The following is a 23,718-nucleotide window of genomic DNA, read 5'->3' on the forward strand; positions in this document are numbered from 1 at the left end:
CGTCGCGAACGTCGACGCTCCGTCGCCAAGGCAATCGACGACTCAGAGTGCCGAAATCTGCGCCGCGGGCACGGAGACCCAACCCGGGCGAGCCGCGAGACGAGCAGCGAGCGGCCGATAGGCCACCGAGAGAATCATGGTCCAGACAACGTCGCCGAGGAGCGTGCCACCGAAGAAGGGGACCGCAGCAACGAAGCAGGTCGTGAGGCCGCTCAGATCGTGCGTATACGTGTGGCCGCCCACCCAAACACCGAAGTTCGAGAGGACGAAGAACACGCAGGCACCGAGCACGGCAGCGCCGATCGCGCCGCCCTTGCGTGCGCGCAGGAAGCGGCCAATCGCCGCCTGGATGACGAAGCCGCCATAGACGAACGGCGTGACCGCCGTGACGAGCGGATATCCGCGAAGGAGCGAGAGGGCAGCGTCGCCGACGAACATCGCCGCAATGACGAGCGCGCTCGCTGCCCATGGCTTCATCGTGCGGCCCGCGAAGACCGCAGTGGCTCCCACCGGGGCGAAGTTCGGCGGGTGAGGAACGACTCGGAGGACCACGCACAAGGCGACGAACAATACCGATAACATGCAGTCGTTCGTAAGCCAGTTTTGGCACGTATTCAATGCGGTCGATGCGTGAAATTCATGGGTGGAGCTGCGGATTGTCATTCGCATATGACGAGCAACACGCTTGGCGTGAATTGGAGAACGCCTGCATGGCGTGCGCGTCTACGCGCGCAGCTCGGCGATGACGAAATCGCCTTCACGCACGACCGACGCCATCGTCACGCCGATCGGCTCCTTGAACATCGGGCCATCGAAGACGAACGTATGGAATTCGCCATCTTCACCGCATGGATCACAAGACGTGGGCAACGCTCGCAGGAGCTCGTCGTCGAACGTATGCCCGATGAGCTCGCTCGCGATGCGTTGTGCGTCGAGCGCGACGAGGACGGCGCGAAGTCCACCGTCGATCATCTCGCGCGCGAGCGCATCGGTGGCGCGGCCCCAGAGCGGGAAGAACGGTGAAACGCCGGTGCCATCGAAGAGGCGCTCTCGATACGCGCGAACGTCTTGGAGGTGGAGATCGCCGAAGACGACGTGCGCGATCCCCTCGTCACGATAGTGAGCGAACGCCTCACGCATCGCCGCTTCGTACGTCGCATTCGAAGGTGAGCGCGGGAGCTCGATCGTCCGAAGGGGCAAACCAATCGCGCGAGCCTGAGCCTCCACGAGCGCGCGCGGAACACGATGGGCCGCGACGCGACCTTCCTCGTCGACGGTCGTGAGCAGGCCGACGACGTCGACGTCGTTTCGCCGACGCAGCTCGCGGAGCGCCCACGCGCTGTCCTTGCCGGAGCTCCAAGAAAGGAGCGCGCGAGACCGATGCGACGAGACGTTGCGCATGATTCAGCCTTTACACCCTCCGCTCGCGGAGCCTTCAAGCGCGGAGAGGGAGATCGACGATGAAGTTCGAGCCGGCGCCGGGCTTGCTTTCGACGTGAATGGTGCCGCCGTGGGCGCGGACGATGTCGCGGACGATGAACAGGCCGACGCCGAAGCCTCCGTAGTGGCGCGTGCTGACGGCCCGCTCGAAGCGCTCGAAGATCCGTGCTTGGTGTTCCTTCGTGATGCCCACGCCGTGGTCGATCACCTCGAGGCGGGCCCGACCGTCGTGAGAGGTGAGGCGGAGCTCGATGGGCTGGCCCAATCCGAACTTGATCGCGTTCGAGAGGAGGTTCGAGACGAGCTGCTCGATGCGCGGGCGATCGACGTCGGCGACGACGGGCTCCGGTGCGTCGACCGTGACGTTCGAGCACGCTCGGGAGATCGCCTTGGTCTGCCGAGAAACCACGTCGCGAACGAGTGCACCGAGCTCGGTGGGGGCGCGAACGACCACGAGCGGCGTGCGACACAGGCGAGCGACATCGACGAGCTCCTCGGTGAGTTGCCGCAGACGCTTGTGCTGTCGCTCGAGCTGTTCGAGTCCTCGCTTCACGTCCTCGGCATCGGCGCCGACCGCTCTTCGCAGCCACTGGGTTTGCAGCTGGGCGGTGGTGAGCGGAGTCTTCAGCTCGTGGGTGGCGATGAGAAGGAAGTCGTCTCGCAACGCGATGGCGTCCTGGGCTTCGCGGAATAGTCGACCCACCTCGAGGGCGAGGGCGGCGCGGTCCGCGAGGTTTTCGAGCAACGCCAAGTCTTCCTCGTCGTAGGGGTGCCGGGGATCGTCGCGAAGCAGCGACGCCGTGCCCGACACTCGCCCGCCCACCTTCAGCGGGACGATGAGGATGCTGTGGACGTCCTTCATGTAGCGGCGGTACTCGGGTTTCGCGCGTGCGAGCACGGTGTCGTCGACGACGGGAAAGGCGACGGGGCGACCCGTCCGAAATACCTCCGCGCTGAGGCCCTCCGTGACGAGCAGAGGCGTGCCCTCGAGTGTAGTACGCAGCATTTCGAGACGAGCGGGAAGGACGTGATGGCACGCGCTGATCTCGAGCGTTTGCCCGTCGGCCGAGACCTGCCGAACCACGCATCCGTCACCCATGAGGACGCTCAATCGCTCGGCGACCGTTGCCATGATGGCGCCGACGTCGACGCCCGCTTCGGCGAGCGCGAAGGACGCGTCCGCGAGCCAACGCATTCGAATCGCCTGCTCTTGCGCATGCACTTCGGCGATCTCGGCTCGCTGACGTGCCGCTCGCTCTTCGAGCAAGAGGCGGTCGCGCTCGGCTTCGGCCGAGTGGCGGCGGGTGACGTCGACCATGATCCCCCGAAGTTTCAGCTCGCCGCTGGGGTCGCGCATCACCGTCACGATGTCCCGCACCCAGTGCCAGCTGCCGTCGGCAGCGCGGATACGGTACTCGGCGTCGTGGTTCTGATCCTTGGCCGTGGCCTCCCGACAGTAGGGAACGACCCAGTTCTTGTCCTCCGGGTGGAGGTGGGTTTCCCAGAAATGCTCCGCTCTCCACTCCGAGAGCGGATATCCGAACATCGCCTCCGCCTGCGGGCTCACGAACGTGAATTCGAGGGTCGTGGGGTCTGCCTCCCACACCACCCCGTCGATCGAATCGATCAGCTCGCGGTAGCGCTGCTGCGAGCGTTCGAGCTGCGCCCTCGCGCTGGTGCTCTCGTGCGCCTCTTTTGGGCCCTCGCGTGGCCGTGACCCTTCTGGTTCGACTCCCACGCGCGGAACGTAATCATGTTCGGCGCGATTGGTGCTTTCGTAGCGATGCTCGCTCGTCGCGAGACGAGCCGTTCAGAAGGCCGGAATTACGGCGCCGCCGTACTTCTTTTCGATGAAGGAGCGAACCTCCACGCTCGTCAGCACGCGCTGGAGCTTCTGGTAGTCGGCGTTGTTCTGCTCGGCAGGGAGTACCGCCAGGATGTTCGCGTAGGGGCCGTCTTTGTCTTCGACCGCGAGGCCATCCTTGGCGGCCGAGAGCCCTGCCTGGAGCGCGTAGTTCGCGTTGAGAACGGCGGCGCCCACGTCGGAGAGCACGCGGGGAAGTTGCGCGGCGTCGAGCTCCTTGATCCGGAGGTCTTTGGGATTGTCCTTCACGTCGCGCACGGTCGCGCGCACGCCAGCGGCCGGGTCGAGCTTCAGGAGGCCCGCCTTCTCGAGGAGCTTCAGCGCGCGTCCGGAGTTGCTTGGATCGTTCGGAATGGCGATTGTCTCGCCTCGTTCGATCTCCGCGATGGCCTTGTGGCGTTTCGAATAGACGGCCATCGGTTCGATGTGGACCTTCGTCGAGGCCACGATGCCCAAGGGGCGACTCTTCTGGAACTCGTCGAGGTAGGGCGTGTGCTGGAAGAAGTTCGCGTCGAGCGAACCGTCGGCGAGCGCGAGGTTCGGCTGCACGTAGTCATCGAAGGTTCGAACCTGCAGCGTGACGCCTTCTTTGGCGAGCAGCGGTTTGGCGAACTCGAGGATCTCGGCGTGAGGAACGGCCGACGCGCCGACGCGCAAGGTGCCCGGCTGGCTGCCGCCCTTCGACCGATTGCAAGCGACGACGAGGAGCGCGAGCGCCAAGACGAACGTGACGAATCGCAAGGACGAAGAGCGAGAGGACACGGGCGAGTTCTCCGAATTCAACGATGATCGAGGCGCCGCGCTGCGCGGTCGCCGAACGCTTGCACGATGGCCACGAGCCCGACGAGTGCGAGAACGGTTCCGACGAGCATGGCCGTCTCGAAGCGCTGGTAGCCGTAACGAATGGCGAGATCGCCGAGGCCGCCGCCCCCGATGGCTCCGGCCATGGCGCTGTAGCCGACGAGGCTGACGACCATCACCGTGAAGCCGCGGACCAAGCTCGGCACCGCCTCGGGCACGAGCACGCGAAAGAGAAGCTGCCTCTGCGTGGCGCCCGCCGAGCGCGCGGCGTCGAGGATACCGGCTGGAACCTCGAGGAGCGCGGCCTCGACGAGCCGCGCGGCGAAGGGAATGGCCGCGAGCGTCAGCGGAACGATGGCGGCGGTGGGGCCGATGGAGGTTCCCGTCACGAGTCGCGTGAGGGGGATCGCGACGACCAAGAGCACCACGAAGGGAAGGGAACGTCCTGCGTTCGTCACGCTCCCCAGGAGCCGATAGAGCATCGGTCGTGCTCCCACGCTTCCCGGACGAAGGTGGGCGAGGAGGAGCCCGATACCGAGCCCTACGAGCTGCGCGAGGAGCGCCGCGGGCACGACCATCCAGAGAGTCTCGAGCAGTCCTTCGAAGACCGACGTTGCGGTCGCTCCGAAATCGACGCCGTTCATGGATTCACGAAGCCTCGGAGAAGAGGAGCTCGTTTCGACCCCGCCCGTGGGCGCCGCCACCCGGCAGGAGCTCGGCGCGCAGCTCCGAAACCAACCCCGACTCTCGAACGAGGCCGTGCTCGAGAACCGCCACGTGGGTGCACAGTGCACGGACGACCTCGAGCTGGTGGGTGATGACCAGCATCGTGATCGGGCTCTTTTTGCGGAGCTCGGCGAGCAGCTCCACGATGTTTGCGGCCGTCGTGGGATCGAGGGCGCTCGTTGCCTCGTCGAGCACGAGGAGTGACGGTTTGGCCGCGAGGGCGCGCGCGATGCCCACGCGCTGTTTCTGACCGCCCGAGAGTTGCGCCGGAAAGCGATGCGCGAGGCCGTCCAAGCCGACGAGCGCGAGGAGCTCGGCGACGCGTGCGTCTCGGTCGGCCCGGGGCACTCCCGCGAGCTCGAGTGGCAAGGCGACGTTGCGGGCAACGTCACGTTGCGCGAGCAGGTTGAAATGCTGGAAGACCACGCCGATGCGCCGGCGCTGGGCGACGAGCGAGGCTTCGTCGAGCTTCGCGAGGTCGACGTCACCGACGCGCACCTCACCGGACGTGGGACGCTCCAGACCTTCGACGAGACGCGCCACCGTGCTCTTGCCTGCACCGCTCGGACCGATGAGGCCGAACGCAGAGCCCTCAGGAACGTGCAGATCGACGCCGCGAAGCGCCGACGTCCCGTCGGGATAAGTCTTGTGCACGCTGGCGAGCCGGATGGATGTCATTATGGTGGATGACTGTCCGTCATAGTGTCGGTCGGGCGCGGTGTCCAGCGTCGGCTCCACGCACGATCTCGCGAGGACCTGCAAATAGGCCGCTAGCTCGGCAGTTTCGCGAGCCACGCAGGGTACGAGCGTTCACTCTCGTGACGAATACCTCTCCTCGCGTGGATGGATCGCAAGCCGAAGCCCGCGACGACGCGTCGTTACTGGGCGAGAAGCGCTTCGAGTGCGGTGAGCAGCTCGTCGACGCGAACCGGCTTCGTGAGGTAGCGATAGAAGCCGGCCTGCGTGCCGCGCGCCTTGTCGCGCTCCGAAGCCGCCGCCGTCAGCGCGATGACGGGGATCCGCGAGGTCGACGCGGTCGCGCGAAGGACCCGCAGCGCCTCGACGCCGCTCATCCCGGGGAGGTTGATGTCCATGATGACGACGTCGGGCAGGTGCTTGCGCGCGAGCTCGATGCCGACCTCCGCCGTCGGCGCGGTGAGCAACTCGATGTTCTCGAAGCTCCCGAGCAGATCTTTCATGAAGACGACGTTCGCCGGGTTGTCCTCGACGTAGAGGACGCGCCGATTGCCCTCGGCGGCGAAGCGGCCGTCGCTCCCTTGCCGCAGCGCGGTCGGGGCGACCGAGCCCGCGCTCGACGTGTGGACGGGAATGTCGACCCAGAACGTCGAGCCCTGGCCGGCGGTGCTCTCGAAGCCGACGTCGCCGTTCATGAGGCCGGCGAGACGCTTCGTGATGACGAGCCCGATGCCCGTTCCCTCGATGGGCCCGGTCTCCTGTCCTGCGCGCTGGAAGGGCTGAAACAGCTTGTCTTGCTTGTCGCTCGGGATCCCCATCCCGGTGTCTTTCACCGAGACGCGCAGCCGATCGACCGCCGGAAGCGAGACCGTGAACGACACTTGCCCGGAAGGCCGGTTGTACTTGATGGCGTTCGAGCCGAAGTTCATGAGGATCTGCACGAAACGCGTTCGGTCGGCAGAGATCATCGGCAGATCGAAGGGGATCGCGTCGACGTCGACGAGGATGCCCTGCAGCGCCGCGATGGGCGTGAGGGTGGCGCGGATCTCCTCGAGGACGTCGGCGACCTTGACCGGCTCGGTCGAGATCGAAACGCGTCCGGCCTCGATGCGCGAGAGATCGAGGATGTCGTCGATGAGGCGAAGGAGGTGCTCGCCGCCCTTGAGGATCTGGGAAACGCGCTCCCTGTGACGATCCGAGAGCGGCTCTTTCTTGTCGCGCTGGAGAAGCTGCGCGAAGCCGAGAATGGCGTTGAGCGGCGTGCGCAGCTCGTGGCTCATCGACGAGAGGAACTCGCTCTTGGCGGCACTCCCAGCTTCGGCGGCGGCCTCGATACGCTTGCGCTCGGTGATGTCGCGGATCGCGGCGGAGACGAGCATGCCCGCGTCGGTGCCGACCGGGCTCAAGCTGACTTCGATGGCGATCTCGGTGCCGTTGGCGCGGCGACCGAAGAGATCGAGTCCGGAGCCCATGGGCCGCGTGCCTGGATGGGCGAAGTACCGCCCCACGTGCCCGGAGTGCGAGCCGTGGAAGCGCTCCGGAATGAGGATGGTGAGCGACTTGCCGAGGAGGTCTTCGCGCGCATAGCCGAAGAGCGTCTCGGTCTGCGCATTGGCGAACACGATCGAGCCGTCCCGGTCGACGACAATCATCGCGTCGGGCGCGGTCTCGAGCACCTGGCGATAGCGCTCCCCCGTGAGCTCTCCGGGCTTCTCGTCAGTTTCCATTGGGCAACCTCACGCAGAACACGGCACCTGGAGCAGCGTCTTCGACGGCGATCGTTCCGCCATGCGCAGCGATGGCGAGCTTGCAGAAGGTCAGACCGAGCCCGCGGCTCGCGCGCGCGCCCTTCTGTTCTTCGGGCAATTCGATCTGCACGAAAGCGTCGAAGATCTTCTCGCGCATCTCGGGAGGAACTCCGGCGCCGGCGTCGGCGATTCGAATCTCGACGTTCGCGCCCTTGGCGGCGGCCCGGATGGTGACCGAACTCTCGGCGGGCGTGTGACGAATCGCGTTCTCGATCAGGTTCGCGAGGACGCGTCGCAAAAGCTCTTCGTCCGCTGCGACGGAGGCGGGCTCCGGCGCGATGTCGAGCGAGACCTTTCGCCGCTCGGCCTCGGCGGCGAACTCCGCGGCGGTCTCGCGCAGGAGCACCACGAGATCGACGGGCGTCCGCTTCGGCGCGAGTTTGCCCTCGTCGGCCTTGCTGATGTCGAGCAGGTTCACGATCATGCGGTTGAGCTGGCGCGCCTCGACGCGGATACGTCCGGCCGACTCCCGCGACGACGCAGAAAGCGTCTGGTCGCGAAGCAAAAGCTGCGCGTGCAGATCCATCGCGTTGACGGGGTTCTTGAGATCGTGGACGACGAAGGCGGTGAGGCGCTCCTTCTGGAGCTGCAGGCGCAGTAGGTCGTCGCGTTGGCGCTTGAGTAGGTCGTAGTGCTCGCGAAGCTCCTCGCTCATGCGTCGGAGCTTGATGGCCGTCTGTACGCGCACGACGAGCTCGGTGGGGCGTACGGGTTTGGTGAGAAAGTCGTCGCCGCCGGCCCCAAGCGCGCGATCGAACGTGTCCACGTCGCGGAGCGCGGTGAGAAAGAGGATCGGCGTTTCGGCGCCGCGCGGCATGGCTCGAATGCGCTCGCAGACGGCAAATCCGTCGACCTCGGGCATGCGCACGTCGAGCACGATGCAGTCCGGCGGCTCGCGTTCGAAGGCAGCGATGCCTTCGTTACCACCGCTGGCGAGCACGACGCGGTAGCCCTCGTCCTCGAGCGTATCCCGGGCGAGCGCGCGGTTCGCGTCGTTGTCGTCCACCACGAGCACGGTCGCGACGGATGACTTGTTTCGCTCCTCCATCAGCCGCTCTTGGTAGCGCCGTCGCCCTTGCATGGGAAGGGGGTTTCCCCGTGCGTGCCGTCCGCTCGGCCGGGGCTGGCAGAGCGCTTGCTTGGCGGAGGCCATGCACCTCATCGAAGGCCGTCGCGAGCGTCGTTTCTTCGCGGTTTGGGCGCTCGAGCTCGGCAGCCTCGCGCAGACGGTGCACGTCGACGCAAATTCTGCACGTGGGGGGAGGCGCTAAGAAACCATGCTCGCAGTCGAGCCGAAAAAGGTCGGGAACGACGCTACTGGGGTGGCGGTCGTGGGGATCGATCACGCGGGACGTATTCGTTCCTTCGACGATACCGCCGAGCGCATGAGCGGCATGCGCCGTGAGGCGGTCCTGGGGCAGCCTTTCGCCGACGCGATGTTCAGGATGCGCGCCGCCGAGGACGTGGCCTGGACGTTCGTTCCCCACGAGTCGGGGGCCGGCGGCATCGCGGTCTTTGCCTTCGGCGAGGACGTCTCCGCGCGGCGAGAAGAGGCGCGCAAGACGCGCGAAGCCGAGCGAATCGCCACGGTCGCCGCCCTGGGCACGAGCCTCGCCCACGAGATCCGCAATCCGCTGAACGGCGCGCTCTTGCACGTGAACGTCCTCGAGAGGCTGCTCGAGCGCCAAGGCGCCGATGACGAATGCGTCGAAGCGCTCGAGGTGGTCGAGCAGGAGATCCGGCGCCTTTCGCGCCTCGTCTCCGAATTCTTGGAGTTCGCGCAGCCTTCGCCGCCCGTCGCACACGCGACGTCGGCGGCCGACGTGGTGGCGCGCCTTCGTTCGCTCGTGACACCTCGTTTCGACAAGGCCGGGGTCGTTCTCCAGACCCACGTGGCTGACGTCGCCTTCGAGACCGACGTGCCCAAGCTCAAACGCGCGATCGAGCAGCTGCTCGTCAACGCGCTCGAGGCGAGCTCCATGGGCGACCGAGTCAAGCTCGGTGTCACCTGCTCGAGCGAGGGCGTCCGGGTCGAGGTCGAGGACCAAGGGGCCGGTATCACCGATCCGGAGCTGGCCCTGTTCGAGCCGTTCGTGTCGACCAAGGCGAAGGGCACGGGCCTGGGCTTGGCGATCGCGCGACGCATGGTGACCGACCTAGGGGGAACCCTCGACTTCACGAGCCAGCCCGGTCGAACCGTCTTCTCGATTACACTGCCGACATCGCCGCTTTCGAGGAACGCATGAAGAACGCATCGAAGAACAAGGCCCGAATCCTCGTCGTCGACGACGAAGAAAGCGCCCGCTCGGGCCTGGAGAAGCTCCTTACGGGCGACGGCTACGACGTCGATACGGCAGAAGACGGCGTCGCGGCTCTCGAGCGTGTGGCCGAGACGCCGCCCGACGTGGTCATCACCGACCTGAAAATGCCGCGCATGGGCGGTATGGAGCTGCTCCAAAAGCTCCGTGACCGCGATCGCTCGCTGCCGGTCATCGTGGCCACCTCGTTCCAAGATCTCGATTCGGGCGTGACCGCGATGCGGGCCGGCGCGGAGGACTACCTCACGAAGCCGCTCGATTTCGAGGCTCTGTCGGTCAGCATCGAGCGCGCGCTCGAAGGGCGCGACGTGCGCGTCGAGGCGGAGAATTTGCGCCGGCAGCTCCGCGAGCGCGACTCCGAGGGGCTCCAGGGCCTCATCGGCGCGAGCAGCGCCATGCAAAAGGTGTATCGCACGGCCAAGCAGGTGGCCGGCTCGCGCGCGACGGTTCTCATCACGGGCGAGAGCGGCACCGGCAAAGGTGAGCTCGCACGCGCCGTCCACACCCTCAGCCCTCGCGCGGGCAAGCCGTTCGTGTCGTTGCATTGTGCAGCGCTCGCCGAGTCGCTGCTTGAGAGCGAGCTCTTCGGCCACGAGAAGGGCTCCTTCACCGGCGCCGACAAGCGCCGAATCGGCCGCTTCGAGCAGGCGAACGGCGGCACGCTCTTCCTCGACGAAATCGGCGAGATCCCGCTGCTGACGCAGGTGAAGCTCCTGCACGTCTTGCAGGAGCGCTCCTTCGAGCGCGTGGGCGGCAACGAATCGATCGCGGTCGACGTGCGCGTGGTCGCGGCGACCAATCGCGATCTGGCTGCCGACGTTCGCGACGGACGCTTCCGCGAGGACCTCTATTACCGGCTGAACGTCGTCCACGTGGATATGCCGCCGCTGCGCGTGCGCGGTGGCGACGTTCTCGTGCTGGCGAATCACTTCCTCCGGAAGTTCGCGCTCGAGAACCACAAGCGCGTGGAAGGCTTCACCGACAAGGCCCGCGCGAAGCTCGTGTCGTACCGCTGGCCGGGCAACGTCCGGGCGCTCGAGAACGCCATCGAGCGCGCCGTCGTTCTCTGTGAGGGCTCGCTCATCGGCGAAGAGGAGCTGCCGTTCGAGCCGGTCAGCGAGGGCCTCGGCCAGATCCGCATTCCTGGCTCGACCATGGCCGAGCTCGAGCGCTATGCGATTCTCAAGACGCTCGAGGCGACCGACGGCTCGACCGCGAAGGCGGCGGAGATCCTCGACATCAGCGTGAGGACCATCCAGTACCGCCTCCACGAGTACGGCACGAACGCCAAGGACGTCCGCCAGGGACGTTGAAGGCGCGGGGGGGCCAGCCCGGAGGGCCAGCCCGGGGCGGCTCAGATCGACTTCGCGCGGACCACGAGAACCGAGCGATCGGCGTGGTTCACGACGCGCGCGGCCGTCGTTCCGAGGACGCGATCGAGTCCCGAGAAGCCGTGCGAGCCAATGACGATAAGGTCGGCATTGTAGCTTCGTGCGGCGTTGCAGATCGCGTCCCACGAAACGCCCAGGTGGGTGTCGACGCCGTCGAGCAGCTCGGCGGGCACCTGCTTGGCGAGCTCGGTGAGCTGTTCGGTCGCGCCCTTCAGGAGCACGTCGGGGAGGGCGTTCGGCGAGAGCGTGTAGAGCTCCTTCGGCAGCTCCGGCGGAACACCGACCGCGCGGAACAGGCGCAGCTTTGCCTTGCTCGCCTTGGCGAGGTCGATCGCCTGGGACAGAACGAAGGGAGCCCTTTCGGAAGCATCGAGGCAAACGAGGAGAAGCTTCATGCTCAACACCTAATCCATTCTTTTCTTCGTGCCGAGCCCGCGTTGCGTTGCGCGACCGTGCTCAGGGGTGGTGGCAGCATGTGTGGACCGGATCTTCCGCTCGGAGCTGACGCACGAGTCCGACCGAGCTCCACACGCCGAATCCGAGAACGACCACGCCTGCTGTCTTTCGCACCCAACCTCGAGCGAGCGTGCGGGCGACGCGGTCGGCCAGGGCGCTCATGGTCAGCATGACGGGCAGCGTTCCAGCGGCGAATGCGAACATCGTGGCTGCGCCGGTGGTGGGCGACTCGGCGGAGGCCGCGAGGGCGAGCGCTCCGTAGAGAAGGCCGCAAGGCATGAAGCCCCACAGCGCGCCGAGCGCAAGGGCGTGGAGCGGGCTGCGAAGCGGCAAAAAGCGGCGGCTGAGCGGTGCGAGCTTCTTCCAGAGTGGCGCGCCGGCGGACTCGAGCACCTTCACCAGCGACGGGAGGCCGGCGAGGTGCAATCCGACGGCGAGCATAGCGACGGCGGCGAGCGAGCGGAGGCCGAAGCGAACGACGTCGAGCGGCAAGATCGCGCTCGAGAGCGATCCCAGCGCGCCCACGACGGCGCCGAGCGCCGTGTACGAGGCCATTCGCCCGGCGTTGTAGGCGAGCCAGTAGGCCGGCTTCGAGGCATCGGGCCTCGCTGTGCCTGCGCCTGCGCCTTGCGGGGAGCGAGGCGTCGCCGACGAGAGAACCGACACGACGCCTCCGCACATCGCGACGCAATGCGTGCTGCCGAGCAGGCCCATCGTGAAGGCCGAGGCAATCATCGGAACCATGCTGGTCATTGTCGTGCTCCGAGGAAGACGCCGCGCGCCTCGTGGGTCTCGTTGCCCACGCGAACGCGGAGCAAGAAGGGGCGGTCGGCGGTGAAGCGTGACTGGGGCATCGTGACGAAGAACGGCACGCGGCGATCGGCGAGCGGAGCGAGCTCGAGGTTCGTGATGGGAACGACGAAGTCCACGTTCGCGCTGGAATCCGGCTCGATCGTGAACGCCTCGGGCTTGCCCGACTTGTTTACGAGGTGGAGCTCGAAGGCGTTTCTCAACATGCCCTCGTCACGCGTGTACGGCGGGCCGGGGAGCCTCACCACGTTGGCCTCGAAGCTCGTGCGGTGTCCGAAGGCGAAGGTCGCCACGAGCGCACCGACGAGGAGAAGCACGGTGTAGACGAAGAGACGCGGCCTGAGGATCTTGCGCTTCTCGCCACGCAAGCCGCGGAGCGAGTCGTAGCGAACGAGGCCGGTCGGGCGCCCCAGCTTGACCATGATGGCGTCGCACGCGTCGATGCAGGCGGTGCACGCGATGCAGTCGAGCTGCAGGCCTTCGCGGATGTCGATGCCCGTCGGGCACACGACGACGCATCGTTTGCAGTCGACGCAGTCACCCTTGGTTGCGCCGGCTTTGCCGCGAGGCTCTCCGCGTCCCGTGTCGTAGCCGACCACGAGCGAGTCGTCGTCCACGAGCACCGATTGCAGGCGCCCGTAGGGGCACACGAGCACGCAGAGCTGCTCTCGGAAGAAGGCGAAGTTGCCGTAGAAGAGCGCCGTGACCGCGATCATCCAGGCGAACGCCTCTGGGTGCGCCCGCGGGGCCGAGCGAACCATGGCGAACACGCGCGGGAGCGACACGAAGTAGGCCAGGAACACGTGGGCGACGAGCGCCGCCGCGATCACGTAGGCGACGTGCGTGACGACCGCGCGCCAGACCGAATCGAAGCTCGTCGGAAGCGACTTTCGTCGAAGTGCGGTTGCCCGAGGGCCGTTGACGAGCCGCTCGATGGGCCGGAACAGCGCCTCGAGGAACACCGTCTGCGGGCAGGCCCAGCCGCACCACACGCGCCCGAGGAGGGCCGTGGCGTAGACCAGCAGGAAGCCGACGCCCGTGAGCGCGAAGAACAGGAGCCACACGTCCTGCGCGTTGAACGTCATGCCGAAGAGGAAGAACTGCCGGCGATCGACGTCGAGGAACACGGCCGGATGGCCACCGATCGGGATCCAGGGGAGAGCGACCCAGATCGCGATGAGCGCCGCGTAAACCACCCGCCTCGCGAGGACGAAGCGTCCGTTGACGTCGGCCGGGTAGGGGGCACGGCGTCGTCCGTCGCGCCCGATGGCGCCGGCTCCAGGAGTGGCCGTTTCGGAGATGACCGGAAGACGCCGTGTTGGATTCATGGCTTCACCGCGCGGTCAGCGTCTCGCGCTCGCCCTGAGGCGCTTTTCCACCGGCCACGTTCGTGCCGCGAAGGCTGAGCACGTACGCGGTGACCGCCTGCACGCGATCGGGGCCGAGCTGCGGGCCCCATGCAGGCATGCCCTTGTCGAGCACGCCCTCGGAGATCGTCTTGTAGACCTTCTCCGGCGCGCCGCCGTGGAGCCAGAAGTCGTCGGTGAGGTTGGGACCGACGACGCCACCGCCGTCTTGCCGGTGGCAGGCCGCGCAGGTCTGCACGAAGACCTGCTGGCCTTGGGTAACGGTGGTCTTGTCTTTCGACAGCGTGATCAGTGCTTCGGGCGTCATCGTACCCATTGCCTTGACCTTCTCGGCGGCGATGGCCGCGGCCCGATCCTGCTCGGCCCGGTAGGTAGCCATAGGAAGCTCACCGAAACCGCTGCTCTGGTAGTGGAACCAGTAGACGGCGGCGAAGGCGATGGCGCCGTAGAAGGTGAAGAGCCACCAGCGCGGAAGCTGGTTGTCGTACTCCTCGATGCCGTCGACCGAGTGGATGACCCGGTTTTGCGGCTCTTGCTCTTGCTCGCGATTGTTGGGGCTCACGATACTTCTCCTTCCGGCGATGCACCGTCGTCGAGCGGCATGCGGGAGAGCGGGTCATAGGTCTGCGCGCGCTTTCTCATGGTGAGGAAGAACACGACGCCGAACACGGTGAGGAACACGAAGAAGGCCACGAGGGGCAGGGCGAGAAGCGGACTCTTGGCGAGAAGATCGGATTTCATTTCTCGGCTCCCACGGTGGCAACGGGGGACGACGGTTTCGGCGGCTCCGGCTTCTTGCCGAGCCTCTGGAGGTAGGCGATGACGGCGACGAGCTCGGCGTCGGGCTGGATGGTCACGCCCTCGGTCGCGAGGTCCTTGGCGATGGCCTGGCCTTGCGCGTGCGCGTCGTCGACGGCGCCCTGCATGTCGCGCTCGGTGTAAGGTACACCGACCGACTTGAGGCCGTTCATCTTCTCGTGCGTACGCGAGAGGTCGACCTTCGCGGTCTCGAGGTGCGCGTAGGGCGGCATGTTGGAGCCCGCCGTGATCGCGCGCGGGTCGATCATGTGACGGTAGTGCCAGAGGTTCGGATACTTCCCGCCCTCGCGAGCGAGGTCCGGACCGGTGCGCTTGCTACCCCACTGGAAGGGGTGGTCGAGGGCCGACTCGGCCAGCGTCGAAGGCTCGCCGTAGCGGAGCGCTTCGAAGTGGAGCGGGCGAATCATCTGCGAGTGGCAGGTGTAACAACCCTCGCGGATGTAGACGTCGCGGCCTTCGAGCTCGAGAGGGCGGTACGGGTGGACGTCGGCTTTCGAGGCGATCTCCACCGGCTTGACCACGAGGGCCGGGACGATTTCAGCGACGCCGCCGGCGAGCACGGCGATGGTGGCGAGCGAGGTCATGATGAGCGCGCGCCCTTCGAGGATGCGGTGCCAGGCCGGCGCGCCGTTTCGCTTGGCGGCCTGGAAGGCGACGCTTCCGATGATGCCCACTGCGAAGGCCACGATCATGAGCAACGGGCTCACGAACATGTTCGTGGCGAGGGCGAGACCGCCGATGCCGAGCACACCGGTCGTGACCATGACTGGGCGCGAGAAGACGATCTCGGTCCACGTGGGCTCGATCGCAGGGGGCGCGACGACGACTTCGATGGTCGTGACGACGGGCTTTCCGGCGAGGACCGTCCGGAGAAGGTTGTAGCCCATCATGATCATGCCCACGAGGTAGAGCGAGCCGCCGATGAAGCGCATCCAGTACATCGGCTTGATGGCGATGACGGTCTCGACGAACGTGGGATACATGAGCGAGCCGTCGGGATTCGTGGCGCGCCACATGAGGCCCTGCGTGACCCCGCTGACCCACATCGCGACGACGTAGAGGAGGATGCCGAAGGTCCCGAGCCAGAAGTGCGCGTCGGCGAGGCGCTTCGACCAGAGCTCACGGCCGTAGAGCTTCGGAATCATCCAGTAGAACATGCCGGCGGCCATGAAGCCGTTCCAGCCGAGCGCTCCGGCGTGCACGTGGCCGATGATCCAATCGGTGTAGTGTGCAAGGCTCGAGACGCTCTTGATGGAGAGCAGCGGTCCCTCGAAGGTAGCCATGCCGTAGAAGGTCACGCCGGCCGCGAAGAACTTGAGAACGGGATCGGTGCGGAGCTGGCCCCAGCCGCCGCGCAGCGTGAGCAGGCCGTTCAGCATGCCGCCCCAGGACGGCGCCCAGAGCATGAGGCTGAAGACCATGCCGAGCGTCTGCGCCCAGTCGGGCAGCGCCGTGTTGAGCAGGTGGTGCGGGCCGGCCCAGATGTAGACGAAGATCAGGGCCCAGAAGTGGATGATGCTGAGCCGGTAGCTGTAGACCGCGCGACCCGCCGCCTTGGGCAGGTAGTAGTACATGATGCCGAGCACCGGCGTGGTCAGGAAGAACGCGACCGCGTTGTGTCCGTACCACCACTGCACGAGCGCATCCTGCGCGCCGCCGTAGACCGAGTAGCTCTTGAACGCGAAGACCGGAATCGAGATCGCGTTGACCACGTGGAGGATCGCGACGGTGATGATCGTCGCGATGTAGAACCAGATGGCGACGTAGAGGTGCTTCTCGTTACGCCTCGCGAGCGTCCAGAAGAAGTTCACCGCGAAGATCACCCAGACGACGGCGATGGCGATGTCGATCGGCCACTCGAGCTCGGCGTATTCTTTTGCCTGCGTGATCCCGAGCGGGAGCGTGATGGCGGCGGCGACGATGATGGCCTGCCAGCCCCAGAAGTGGATCTTCGAGAGCGCATTCGACGCCATGCGCGCACGGACCAGGCGCTGCGTCGAGTGATAGATGCCGGCGAAGATCATGTTGCCGACGAACGCGAAGATGACCGCGTTCGTATGCAGCGGGCGCAGGCGCCCGAAGGCGAGCATCGCGTGAACGTTGGCGGGCCACCAGGCAAGCTGCAGGGCGACGATCGCGCCCACGAGCATGCCCACGATGCCCCAGAGCACACTGGCCATCACGAATAGACGAGGTGTCTCGTCGTCGTAGGTGATACGGACGCGTTCTCCCGCGGGGGAGATCATCGCCGCGTCGTCTCCAGTGACGGATGCGGTGGTCATGACTTCTTTCCTTCGTCGTCGGCTTCGGTGACGGGCAAGAGCGCGAGCCGGTCGGCGTGATCGAAGTCACGCTGGCGGCAGGTGAACACGAAGAGCAGGACGGAGCCCGTGACGAGCACGAGGCTCACGAACACCTGCAGAATCAGGATTTCCATGAGCGCCTTATTCGGAACGTGGTGGCGAGCACGGTGGAGAGCGAGCTCACAGGCATGAGCACGGCGCAGAGCAGTGGGGTCATAAGGCCTGCGAGAGCGAGAGCGACGGTGACGGCGTTGTAGGCGATGGCGATCGTGAGGTTCGTCCGCACGACGCTCTGCAACCTGCGTGACGTGAGGAGCGCCGCGCGGATGGGCAGGAGGCCGGGCGTCACGAAGTAGAAGTCACAGCGCGCGGCCATGAAGGGCCGATCGATGGCAGGCGTGCCCGCGCAGCTCGCTTCTTCGGCCACGAGGCTGTCGTTGATGCCGTCGCCAACGAAGAGCGTCTTGGCGGCGCCCTTCGTGCGGAGCCAGGCGAGCTTGCCTTCGGCGGTGCGCGCGCCGAACGCGCGTTCGTCGGGCACGCCGCAATGGGCGGCGATGGCGCGGGTGGCCTCCGGCGAGTCGCCCGAGAGGATGAAGGCTTCGTAGCCGGCGCGGGTAAGCTCGCCGATTTCGCGCTTCGCGTCCTCACGCAGCTGCTCGCGCGTCTCGAGGGCGGCGAGGACCTCGCCATCGCGCGTGAAGAGGACGTCGGCCTTGGTAAGCGCAGCGACCTTGGCAGGGGCGGTGGCCCACGCCGGTGCGCCGAGGCGGTAGACGCGGCCGTCGACGACGGCTTCGAGTCCCTTGCCGGCAACTTCGCGCACGACGCGCGACGGGTCGATCGTGGCGCCGCGTCGGCCGAGGGCCGTGGCAACGGCTCGGCTCTTGGGGTGCGAGCTACGCAGCGCCAGGTCGGCGAGGATCGCGCGTGCAGAGAGCTCGAGCGCATCGAGGACGCTCTCGTCTCGGAGGGCGAGCGAGCCGGTGGTGAGGGTACCGGTCTTGTCGAACACGATGCGCTCGACGAGCGCCGCGCGATCGAGGAATCCTGGCGTTCGCACGAAGAGCCCCTGCCGTCGGAGTCCGGCTTGGGCGAGCTCGTAGGCGAGGGGCGTGGCGATGCCGAACGCGCACGGACACGTGACGATGAGCACGGCGGCCACGACGTCGAGGGTGCGCGCGGCGTCGTGCGTCGCGAGGAACCATGCAGCTGCGCCGAGCGAGGCAACGCCGAGCACCACGAGCACGTAGAGGCTCGTCAAACGCCGCCAATACGGCGTTGCGCGTGCCACGTCGTCTTCGCGACGACTCGAGGTGGCGAGCAGCGCGGTGATGGTCGAGGCGTCGAAGTCCGTCTTCGCGCGCACGGCCACGGCCCGTGCGTCCTGCGAGAACGCGCCGGCGGGCACCACGTCGCCCGGCGCAAACGAGCGAGGAGCGCTCTCGCCGTTGATCCAGTCGAGCGAGAACACGCTCGGGGCATCGCTCACGAGCACGGCATCGACCGGTACGAGATCGCCGTGACCTACGAGCAGCTCGTCGCCCTCGGAGACCTCCGTGCAGCGGACGAGGCTCACATGGCCTTCGCGGCCGACGCGCCTCGTGAAGAGTCCCTCGACGCCGTCGGAAGCGAGCAAGAACGCGCGATTCTTGGCGAGCACGCGCTCTTGGAGGAACCGCCCCACGAGCATCAGCGCGATGAAGATGTCGAGCGTGTCGAAGTACGAGCGGTCGCCGCCGCGCGTGACGTACGTGTACGTCGAGCTGGCGAAGGCGAGGAGGATTCCGAGCGCGATCGGGAGATCGAGGTGAAGCACGCGACGGCGAACGGCCTGCCAAGCCGAGCGGAAGAAGACCGTGCCGCCGACCGTCACACTGATGAGCGAGAGGCCGAAGTCGAGTGCGTGGAAGAGGCGATGGACCGGCCCGCTCTCGAGACCGCAATAGACCGCGATGCCGAAGAGCATCGTGTTCATGGCGATGGCGATGCACACGCCCATGCGCCAGACGAGGTCGGAGTCGCCGGCCTTCTGCTTCTTCAGGGCAGGGCCGAAGCGATAGCCGAAGGCCTCGACCTCGGAGACGAAGCCGTCGAGCGGGAATTCCGGCGTCACCGTGAGGTCGACGCAGCCGATCCCCGGATTCACCACGATGGCGCAACCGCCCTGCTTCCTACGGAAGAGCTCTTCGAAGAGCCACACGCAGGCCGAGCAGTGCACGCCCTGCACGTCGAGCGTCACACGGGCGACGCCAGTGCTCGAGGCGAGGCGCGCGGCGGTCGTCTCGAGCCACTTGCGATCGGACTCGGCGAGGTTCGCCGCGGGGTGCCCGGTGCCACCGCCGAGCGCGTAGTAGCGATCGAGTCCCTGGTCGTGAAGGAGCGCGTGGACGGCTTCGCACCCACGGCAGCAGAACGAACCCACGGAGCCGACACCGAGCTCCGCACGGCAATGCAAGCAATGCGTGAGGGCTTTCGTGGGCTCGGGGACTGCGCGGAACGAGGGCGCGTGCATCGATGGCTCGATGCGACGCATCGCAAGCGTCGTTCCAGGAAGAACTGGCGCGAATCCCGCGCTTTTCTAGGGGCCGGCGCGCGGTTCGTGCGCCCCGACGCAAAGCTTGCGTCTCGCTAGGCGTGCCCGCTGTGGCCCGGCTTCGCCGACACGGTGAGCACCGGAACGACGGACTGGCGAACGATTCGCTCCGCGACGCTTCCGAGGATCGCGCGCGGGATCCCGTGTCGTCCGTGGGTTCCCATGACGATCAGATCCACGCATCGCTCCGCGGCGACGTCGAGGATCATCTGCCGTGGCTCGCCGGTCACCACGAGGCCCTCGACGGCGTCGTACTCGGCGCGCGTCTTCTCGAGAACGGAGGCAAGCTCCTCCCTGGCGCTGCGTTCCATCTCTTCCGTTGGCCACGCGAAGCCCTGCGCGTAGGCGGCGTAGACCGGCGGCGGCAGCCAGCTCACGTGCAGGAGCGTGATGGTCGAGCCGAACTTTGGCGCGAGGGAGATGGCCGCGTCGAGCGCACGCAGCGAGGGCTCGCCGAAATCGATCGGCACGAGGATGTGGTTGAACTGCATCGTGGGGCTTTCGTCTCGGCTTTCGAAGTGAACTGCCGTCGAGAACGCAAACGATGCGCCAGATCGCGTCTCGCGATCAATGCTGGAGTTGCTCGAACACCCAGCGCGCGAGCGAGGCCGCGCCGTCGACGGAGTAGTGCACGCCGTCCGGACGGATGACGGCTTTGCCGTCGGTTCGCTCGCACTTGCCTTGGGGACAGAGCCGTTCGGCGATGTCGAGGATGCGAGCGCCGGGCACGCTGCTGACCGCCTTCCGGATCGACTGGTTGATGCAGTCGACTTCCTTGTGAATGGCCGTGGTCTCCCACGCACCGAGCGGGTACGGGACGGTGCTCGCCCAGACGTGGCCGCCAGCGGCAGTCAGATCGGAGAGACGCGTTTCGAGGTTGTGTTCGAACTTCTCGTCCCAATCCGGATAACAGGCCTTGCGCCAGTCGCCGTCGGCCGACGTGCCGTGCATGAACGCGCCGCCGAGGAAGACGACCGTGACGTGCGGCTGAAACTCCGTCGTGCGCTGCGCCCACTCGGGGCCGCCGCACGAATCGATGAGCATGGTGCAGCCATCGAGGCCGCGCAGATCGACGGCGACTCCGGGCTTGTGCACCGAGCGCAGGGCCCATCCGAGGGAGTTCGCGGTCGAGTCGCCGAGCATGAGGACGCGGAAGGGCGACCACTCGGCGGCCGTGGTCACGTCGGTGGCGGCGTTCGTGTCGAGGGCGTTGGCGTTCGGTCCGTGGGGCTCCTCGAGCGCGCGCGCCTGAGTGGCCGTCATCACGAGGCCGATGGCGAGGGCGATGCTCGCCGGGACCATGTAGCTGGGGCGGCCGAAGCCGACGCCGCGACGGATCGGCTGCTCGAGGTAGCGATACGAGATGATCGCGATCGCGAAGGTCACGGCGAACTGGACGGCGTGCAGCCCTAGGCCGTGGAGATGCATGCGATCGGCCGTCAGAACGACGTTCACCGGCCAGTGCCAGAGGTACAGGCCGTAGCTGATCGTGCCGACCCACACGAATGGGCGGAACGTCAGCGCACGCGCGACGTAGCTTCGTTCGCCGACGACCGCGCACACGATGAGGATCAGCACGCCGACCTCGGTGAGCCAGAAGCCGCCCCGGTAGAGGAGGGGATTCTGGCCTTCGAGCATGACCCAGGCGAAGCCGAGTCCGGCGAGGGAGACGAAGCCGAGGGCGTCGAGCACCCGCGCGGCACGGGGGCCGAACGTGGTGTTTGGCGACACGACCGTGGCGAGCGCCGCGCCGGCGAGGATCCCGACCGCTCGCGTGTCGGTTCCAAGGTAGACGCGTGAGGCCTGCTGCGGGTCGAAGAGCAGCCACATCGCGGCCATCGAGGCGAGGGCCAGGCCCACGCTGACCACGCGGACGGCACGTGCCGACCAGAAGCGCAGGAGCACCACGACGAGGAGCGGCCAGACAACGTAGAACTGCTCTTCGATCGATAGGCTCCACGTGTGCTCGAGCGGCGAGGGCGCGGCGAAGAGCTCCCAGTAGCTCTTGTGCGAGAAGATCGCGCGCCAGTTGGCGACGTACGCGAGCGTGGCGACGGCGTCGACGCGGAGGCCACGGATCTCGTCGGCCTTGGCGAAGTACCGGCCGTAGACGGCGATGGCCGGCATCAGCGAGATCAGCGCCGGAAAGAGGCGCTTGGCGCGGCGCACCCAGAAGGCGCCGAGCGCGATGCGCCCGGCATCACGGTGCTCGGCGAGCAGCAGCGACGTGATGAGGTACCCGGAGAGGACGAAGAAGAGATCGACGCCGAGGTAGCCGCCTGGAAGTGCTCCGTTGGCGTGGAAGAAGAGAACGCCGAGGAGGGCGATGCCGCGAAGACCGTCGAGGGCAGGAACGTGACGTACGTGGCGAGCCTGACGGGCGTGACGGGCGCCGGTCGGGCTTGCGGGTGATGCGCGCAAAGTCCGCCCACCCTAACAAACGCCACCCACCCATCGAAACTCCCTAATTGTCCCGCACGGTTGGCCTTGGTGCACGTAGACTCGCGCGCACATCATGCCCAAGACCGCGTCCAAGACAGCTTTCGAGACCGTCGACCACTACATCGCCTCGCAGCCGGCTGCGGCGCGCGCCGTTCTCGAGCGCGTCCGCAAGATCATTCGCAAGGCCGTGCCAGGCGCGAAGGAATCGGTCGCCTACAACATCGCCGCCTTCAAACTCGAGGGCACGGCCGTGCTGTATTTCGCGGGCTGGAAGGAGCACTACTCACTCTACCCGGCGACGCCGCGCGTGGTCCGTACGCTCAAGAAGGAGCTCGCGCCGTTCGAAGTCCAGAAGGGCACGATTCGCTTTCCGCTCGCCGGCACGATTCCCACCGCGTTGATCGAGCAGATCGCCAAGATCCGCGCCGAAGAGACCGCCAAGCGCGCGTCGAAGACGAAGAGCGAGCCGAAGGCTGCAGCGAAGAAGCCGGCAGCGAAGAAGCGCGCCGCGAAGGTGGCCGCGCCGAAGGCTGCAGCGAAGAAGGCCGCCGCGAAGAAGTCGGCCGCGAAGGTGGCCGCACCGAAGCCCGTCGCGAAGAAGCTTGCCGCGAAGAAGGCTTCGGCGAAGAAGCCCGTCGCGAAGAAGCCTGCCGCCAAGAAGATGGCGAAGCGTTAAGCGTTCACCGTCTTCGACGCTCTCAGCCAGCGCGTGACGAGCCCCACGGGCACGAGCGGTAGAGCGAGGGCCACCATGACCGAACCCACGATGGCGCCGGCGATGCAGGCCGCTGCGAAAGCGGATTTGTCGGCGCCCGTGGAGGCGTCGGTGGCCTCGCCGACGTGCCGCGCGCGGAGGGCTCCGACCGTTTCGTCGAGAAGGGGCTCGAAGGCCTCGCCGTAGAGCGAACGCGAGCGACGTCCGCGCACGAACGCGGTGAAGGTTCTGCGTGGGGCGGTGACGAGGCCGGAGGCCGTACCTCCCAGGTTCAAGAACCAGGCGGCCGCGAAGTCTTTGCAGCCCGCGCCGATCTCCCACGCCGAGATCTCGAACTCGCCGATCGTGTCCGTATCGTAGCCGGTCAGCACGTGGTGCAGGTCGTGGTACTTCACGGCTCGAATGCGGCCTGCCGTATTCGGAAACGGCATCGGCAGCGGCCCGAGCTCGAAGTTCACCCATGCCTGGTCGTAGCCGCCGTTCGGACCGAAGCCGTTGACGTCGAAGTACCGAGCGCGGGCTTCACGCATCGTGGCGTCGGGCGAGTAAGTGACGAGCATCCAAGTAACCTCTTGCGTTGGGGGTAGCTCGGTTATGGGGTCGACCTCGACGTCGTCAATGGGGCTCTGTGCGTCCCCGTCCTTGGTCCGTGCCGTGCGGCGGCCGGGTGCCAGGTGCGGGCCGACGGGCCGTCCGCGCATTCGACAAACCCCCGTGAAGAAATTTGTCGGATGCTCGGGGGACCGAACGTTAACCGTGCAGAAGGGCGAAAAGAGGCCCTTCCCGCAAACCGAAGCAGCCCAGGACACAGGGCCAACGAGGGAGAACAACGATGAGCGAGTTTGCATACCTCTTCCGTGGCGCGACGCCTTCCACTTCGCCCCAGGAGATGCAGAACCAGCTCGAGAAGTGGATGGCGTGGGCCAAAGAGCTCACGGACAAGGGCCACCTCAAGGCTCGCGGACCTCGCCTCGAGCGTCCGATGCGCATGGTGACCAAGGGCGCGATCAGCGACGGCCCGTACACCGAGGCGAAGGACATCGTCGGGGGACTCATGATCGTCGAAGCCGACGACATCGAGCACGCCGCCAGGCTCGCGCAGGGCTGCCCGCTCATCGAGGTGGGCGGTCAGGTCGAAGTGCGCCCGGTCATGAAGGTCTGAGACG

23 protein-coding genes are annotated in these 23,718 nt (G+C 66.8%); 4 read left to right on the forward strand and 19 right to left on the reverse strand.

Annotation, left to right across the window (positions count from 1 at the left end; translation table 11 throughout):
• Positions 1–42: 42 nt before the first annotated feature.
• From AKJ09_RS32785 to AKJ09_RS32820, 8 genes are all read right to left on the reverse strand, one after another.
• Positions 43–582 (reverse strand): DUF6580 family putative transport protein, encoded by a 540-nt coding sequence (locus tag AKJ09_RS32785; RefSeq protein ID WP_146651796.1) that lies wholly within the window; start codon positions 580–582, stop codon positions 43–45.
• 141 nt (positions 583–723) lie between these two features.
• On the reverse strand, positions 724–1,401 hold the full coding sequence (locus AKJ09_RS32790) for an adenine nucleotide alpha hydrolase (RefSeq protein ID WP_146651797.1): 678 nt from the start codon (positions 1,399–1,401) through the stop codon (positions 724–726).
• Positions 1,402–1,435: 34 nt separating this feature from the next.
• Positions 1,436–3,178, reverse strand: a complete 1,743-nt coding sequence (locus AKJ09_RS32795) for a PAS domain-containing sensor histidine kinase (RefSeq protein ID WP_146651798.1) — start codon at positions 3,176–3,178, stop codon at positions 1,436–1,438.
• A gap of 72 nt (positions 3,179–3,250) precedes the next feature.
• Complete coding sequence (locus AKJ09_RS32800) at positions 3,251–4,066, reverse strand: MetQ/NlpA family ABC transporter substrate-binding protein (protein ID WP_240488662.1); 816 nt, start codon at positions 4,064–4,066, stop codon at positions 3,251–3,253.
• A gap of 17 nt (positions 4,067–4,083) precedes the next feature.
• Positions 4,084–4,749, reverse strand: coding sequence for a methionine ABC transporter permease (locus AKJ09_RS32805; protein WP_146651799.1), 666 nt, complete (start codon positions 4,747–4,749; stop codon positions 4,084–4,086).
• A 4-nt stretch (positions 4,750–4,753) separates the two neighbouring features.
• Positions 4,754–5,509, reverse strand: a complete 756-nt coding sequence (locus AKJ09_RS32810) for a methionine ABC transporter ATP-binding protein (protein WP_146651800.1) — start codon at positions 5,507–5,509, stop codon at positions 4,754–4,756.
• A gap of 200 nt (positions 5,510–5,709) precedes the next feature.
• Complete coding sequence (locus AKJ09_RS32815) at positions 5,710–7,254, reverse strand: PAS domain-containing hybrid sensor histidine kinase/response regulator (RefSeq protein ID WP_146651801.1); 1,545 nt, start codon at positions 7,252–7,254, stop codon at positions 5,710–5,712.
• The gene (locus AKJ09_RS32820; RefSeq protein WP_240488663.1) at positions 7,244–8,416 is read right to left on the reverse strand and encodes a hybrid sensor histidine kinase/response regulator; all 1,173 of its coding nucleotides are present in this window, start codon (positions 8,414–8,416) and stop codon (positions 7,244–7,246) included. Before AKJ09_RS32820 ends, AKJ09_RS32815 begins: the two co-directional genes overlap by 11 nt.
• Before the next feature lie 196 nt (positions 8,417–8,612).
• Between AKJ09_RS32820 and AKJ09_RS32825 the strand changes: the two genes are divergently transcribed.
• Together AKJ09_RS32825 and AKJ09_RS32830 are read left to right on the forward strand one after the other, a co-directional pair.
• Complete coding sequence (locus AKJ09_RS32825) at positions 8,613–9,581, forward strand: two-component system sensor histidine kinase NtrB (RefSeq protein WP_146651802.1); 969 nt, start codon at positions 8,613–8,615, stop codon at positions 9,579–9,581.
• Complete coding sequence (locus AKJ09_RS32830) at positions 9,578–10,966, forward strand: sigma-54-dependent transcriptional regulator (RefSeq protein WP_146651803.1); 1,389 nt, start codon at positions 9,578–9,580, stop codon at positions 10,964–10,966. Before AKJ09_RS32825 ends, AKJ09_RS32830 begins: the two co-directional genes overlap by 4 nt.
• 41 nt (positions 10,967–11,007) lie before the next feature.
• Here AKJ09_RS32830 and AKJ09_RS32835 read toward each other — a convergent pair whose 3' ends face one another.
• The 10 genes from AKJ09_RS32835 to AKJ09_RS32875 form a co-directional block, all read right to left on the reverse strand.
• Positions 11,008–11,439 carry a universal stress protein gene (locus AKJ09_RS32835; protein WP_240488664.1) on the reverse strand — a complete coding sequence of 144 codons (432 nt, stop codon included), beginning with the start codon at positions 11,437–11,439 and terminating at the stop codon, positions 11,008–11,010.
• 61 nt (positions 11,440–11,500) lie between these two features.
• Positions 11,501–12,253, reverse strand: coding sequence for a sulfite exporter TauE/SafE family protein (locus tag AKJ09_RS32840; RefSeq protein ID WP_146651805.1), 753 nt, complete (start codon positions 12,251–12,253; stop codon positions 11,501–11,503).
• Positions 12,250–13,638, reverse strand: coding sequence for a cytochrome c oxidase accessory protein CcoG (gene ccoG, locus AKJ09_RS32845; protein WP_146651806.1), 1,389 nt, complete (start codon positions 13,636–13,638; stop codon positions 12,250–12,252). The genes AKJ09_RS32840 and ccoG overlap by 4 nt, the downstream gene beginning before the upstream one ends.
• A gap of 4 nt (positions 13,639–13,642) precedes the next feature.
• Positions 13,643–14,239 (reverse strand): cbb3-type cytochrome c oxidase N-terminal domain-containing protein, encoded by a 597-nt coding sequence (locus AKJ09_RS32850; RefSeq protein WP_240488665.1) that lies wholly within the window; start codon positions 14,237–14,239, stop codon positions 13,643–13,645.
• Positions 14,236–14,418 carry a hypothetical protein gene (locus tag AKJ09_RS32855; protein WP_146651807.1) on the reverse strand — a complete coding sequence of 61 codons (183 nt, stop codon included), beginning with the start codon at positions 14,416–14,418 and terminating at the stop codon, positions 14,236–14,238. The genes AKJ09_RS32850 and AKJ09_RS32855 overlap by 4 nt, the downstream gene beginning before the upstream one ends.
• The gene (gene ccoN / locus AKJ09_RS32860; RefSeq protein WP_169928057.1) at positions 14,415–16,778 is read right to left on the reverse strand and encodes a cytochrome-c oxidase, cbb3-type subunit I; all 2,364 of its coding nucleotides are present in this window, start codon (positions 16,776–16,778) and stop codon (positions 14,415–14,417) included. The genes AKJ09_RS32855 and ccoN overlap by 4 nt, the downstream gene beginning before the upstream one ends.
• A complete protein-coding gene (locus tag AKJ09_RS53465) occupies positions 16,775–16,933 on the reverse strand; it encodes a hypothetical protein (protein ID WP_169928058.1) in 159 nt (52 codons plus the stop codon). The genes ccoN and AKJ09_RS53465 overlap by 4 nt, the downstream gene beginning before the upstream one ends.
• Positions 16,921–19,335, reverse strand: a complete 2,415-nt coding sequence (locus AKJ09_RS32865) for a heavy metal translocating P-type ATPase (protein ID WP_146651808.1) — start codon at positions 19,333–19,335, stop codon at positions 16,921–16,923. The genes AKJ09_RS53465 and AKJ09_RS32865 overlap by 13 nt, the downstream gene beginning before the upstream one ends.
• A gap of 95 nt (positions 19,336–19,430) precedes the next feature.
• Complete coding sequence (locus AKJ09_RS32870) at positions 19,431–19,886, reverse strand: universal stress protein (protein WP_146651809.1); 456 nt, start codon at positions 19,884–19,886, stop codon at positions 19,431–19,433.
• Positions 19,887–19,962: 76 nt separating this feature from the next.
• A complete protein-coding gene (locus AKJ09_RS32875; protein ID WP_146651810.1) occupies positions 19,963–21,816 on the reverse strand; it encodes an acyltransferase family protein in 1,854 nt (617 codons plus the stop codon).
• A gap of 94 nt (positions 21,817–21,910) precedes the next feature.
• On the opposite strand from AKJ09_RS32875, the gene AKJ09_RS32880 reads away from it, so the two are divergent.
• Complete coding sequence (locus tag AKJ09_RS32880; protein ID WP_146651811.1) at positions 21,911–22,513, forward strand: iron chaperone; 603 nt, start codon at positions 21,911–21,913, stop codon at positions 22,511–22,513.
• Here AKJ09_RS32880 and AKJ09_RS32885 read toward each other — a convergent pair.
• Complete coding sequence (locus AKJ09_RS32885) at positions 22,510–23,112, reverse strand: hypothetical protein (protein ID WP_146651812.1); 603 nt, start codon at positions 23,110–23,112, stop codon at positions 22,510–22,512. The genes AKJ09_RS32880 and AKJ09_RS32885 overlap by 4 nt on opposite strands.
• A gap of 272 nt (positions 23,113–23,384) precedes the next feature.
• Between AKJ09_RS32885 and AKJ09_RS32890 the strand changes: the two genes are divergently transcribed.
• On the forward strand, positions 23,385–23,714 hold the full coding sequence (locus tag AKJ09_RS32890) for a YciI family protein (RefSeq protein WP_146651813.1): 330 nt from the start codon (positions 23,385–23,387) through the stop codon (positions 23,712–23,714).
• The last annotated feature ends 4 nt before the right edge of the window (positions 23,715–23,718 follow it).

The organism is Labilithrix luteola, assembly GCF_001263205.1.
Classification (GTDB): Bacteria; Myxococcota_A; Polyangia; order Polyangiales; family Polyangiaceae; genus Labilithrix; species Labilithrix luteola.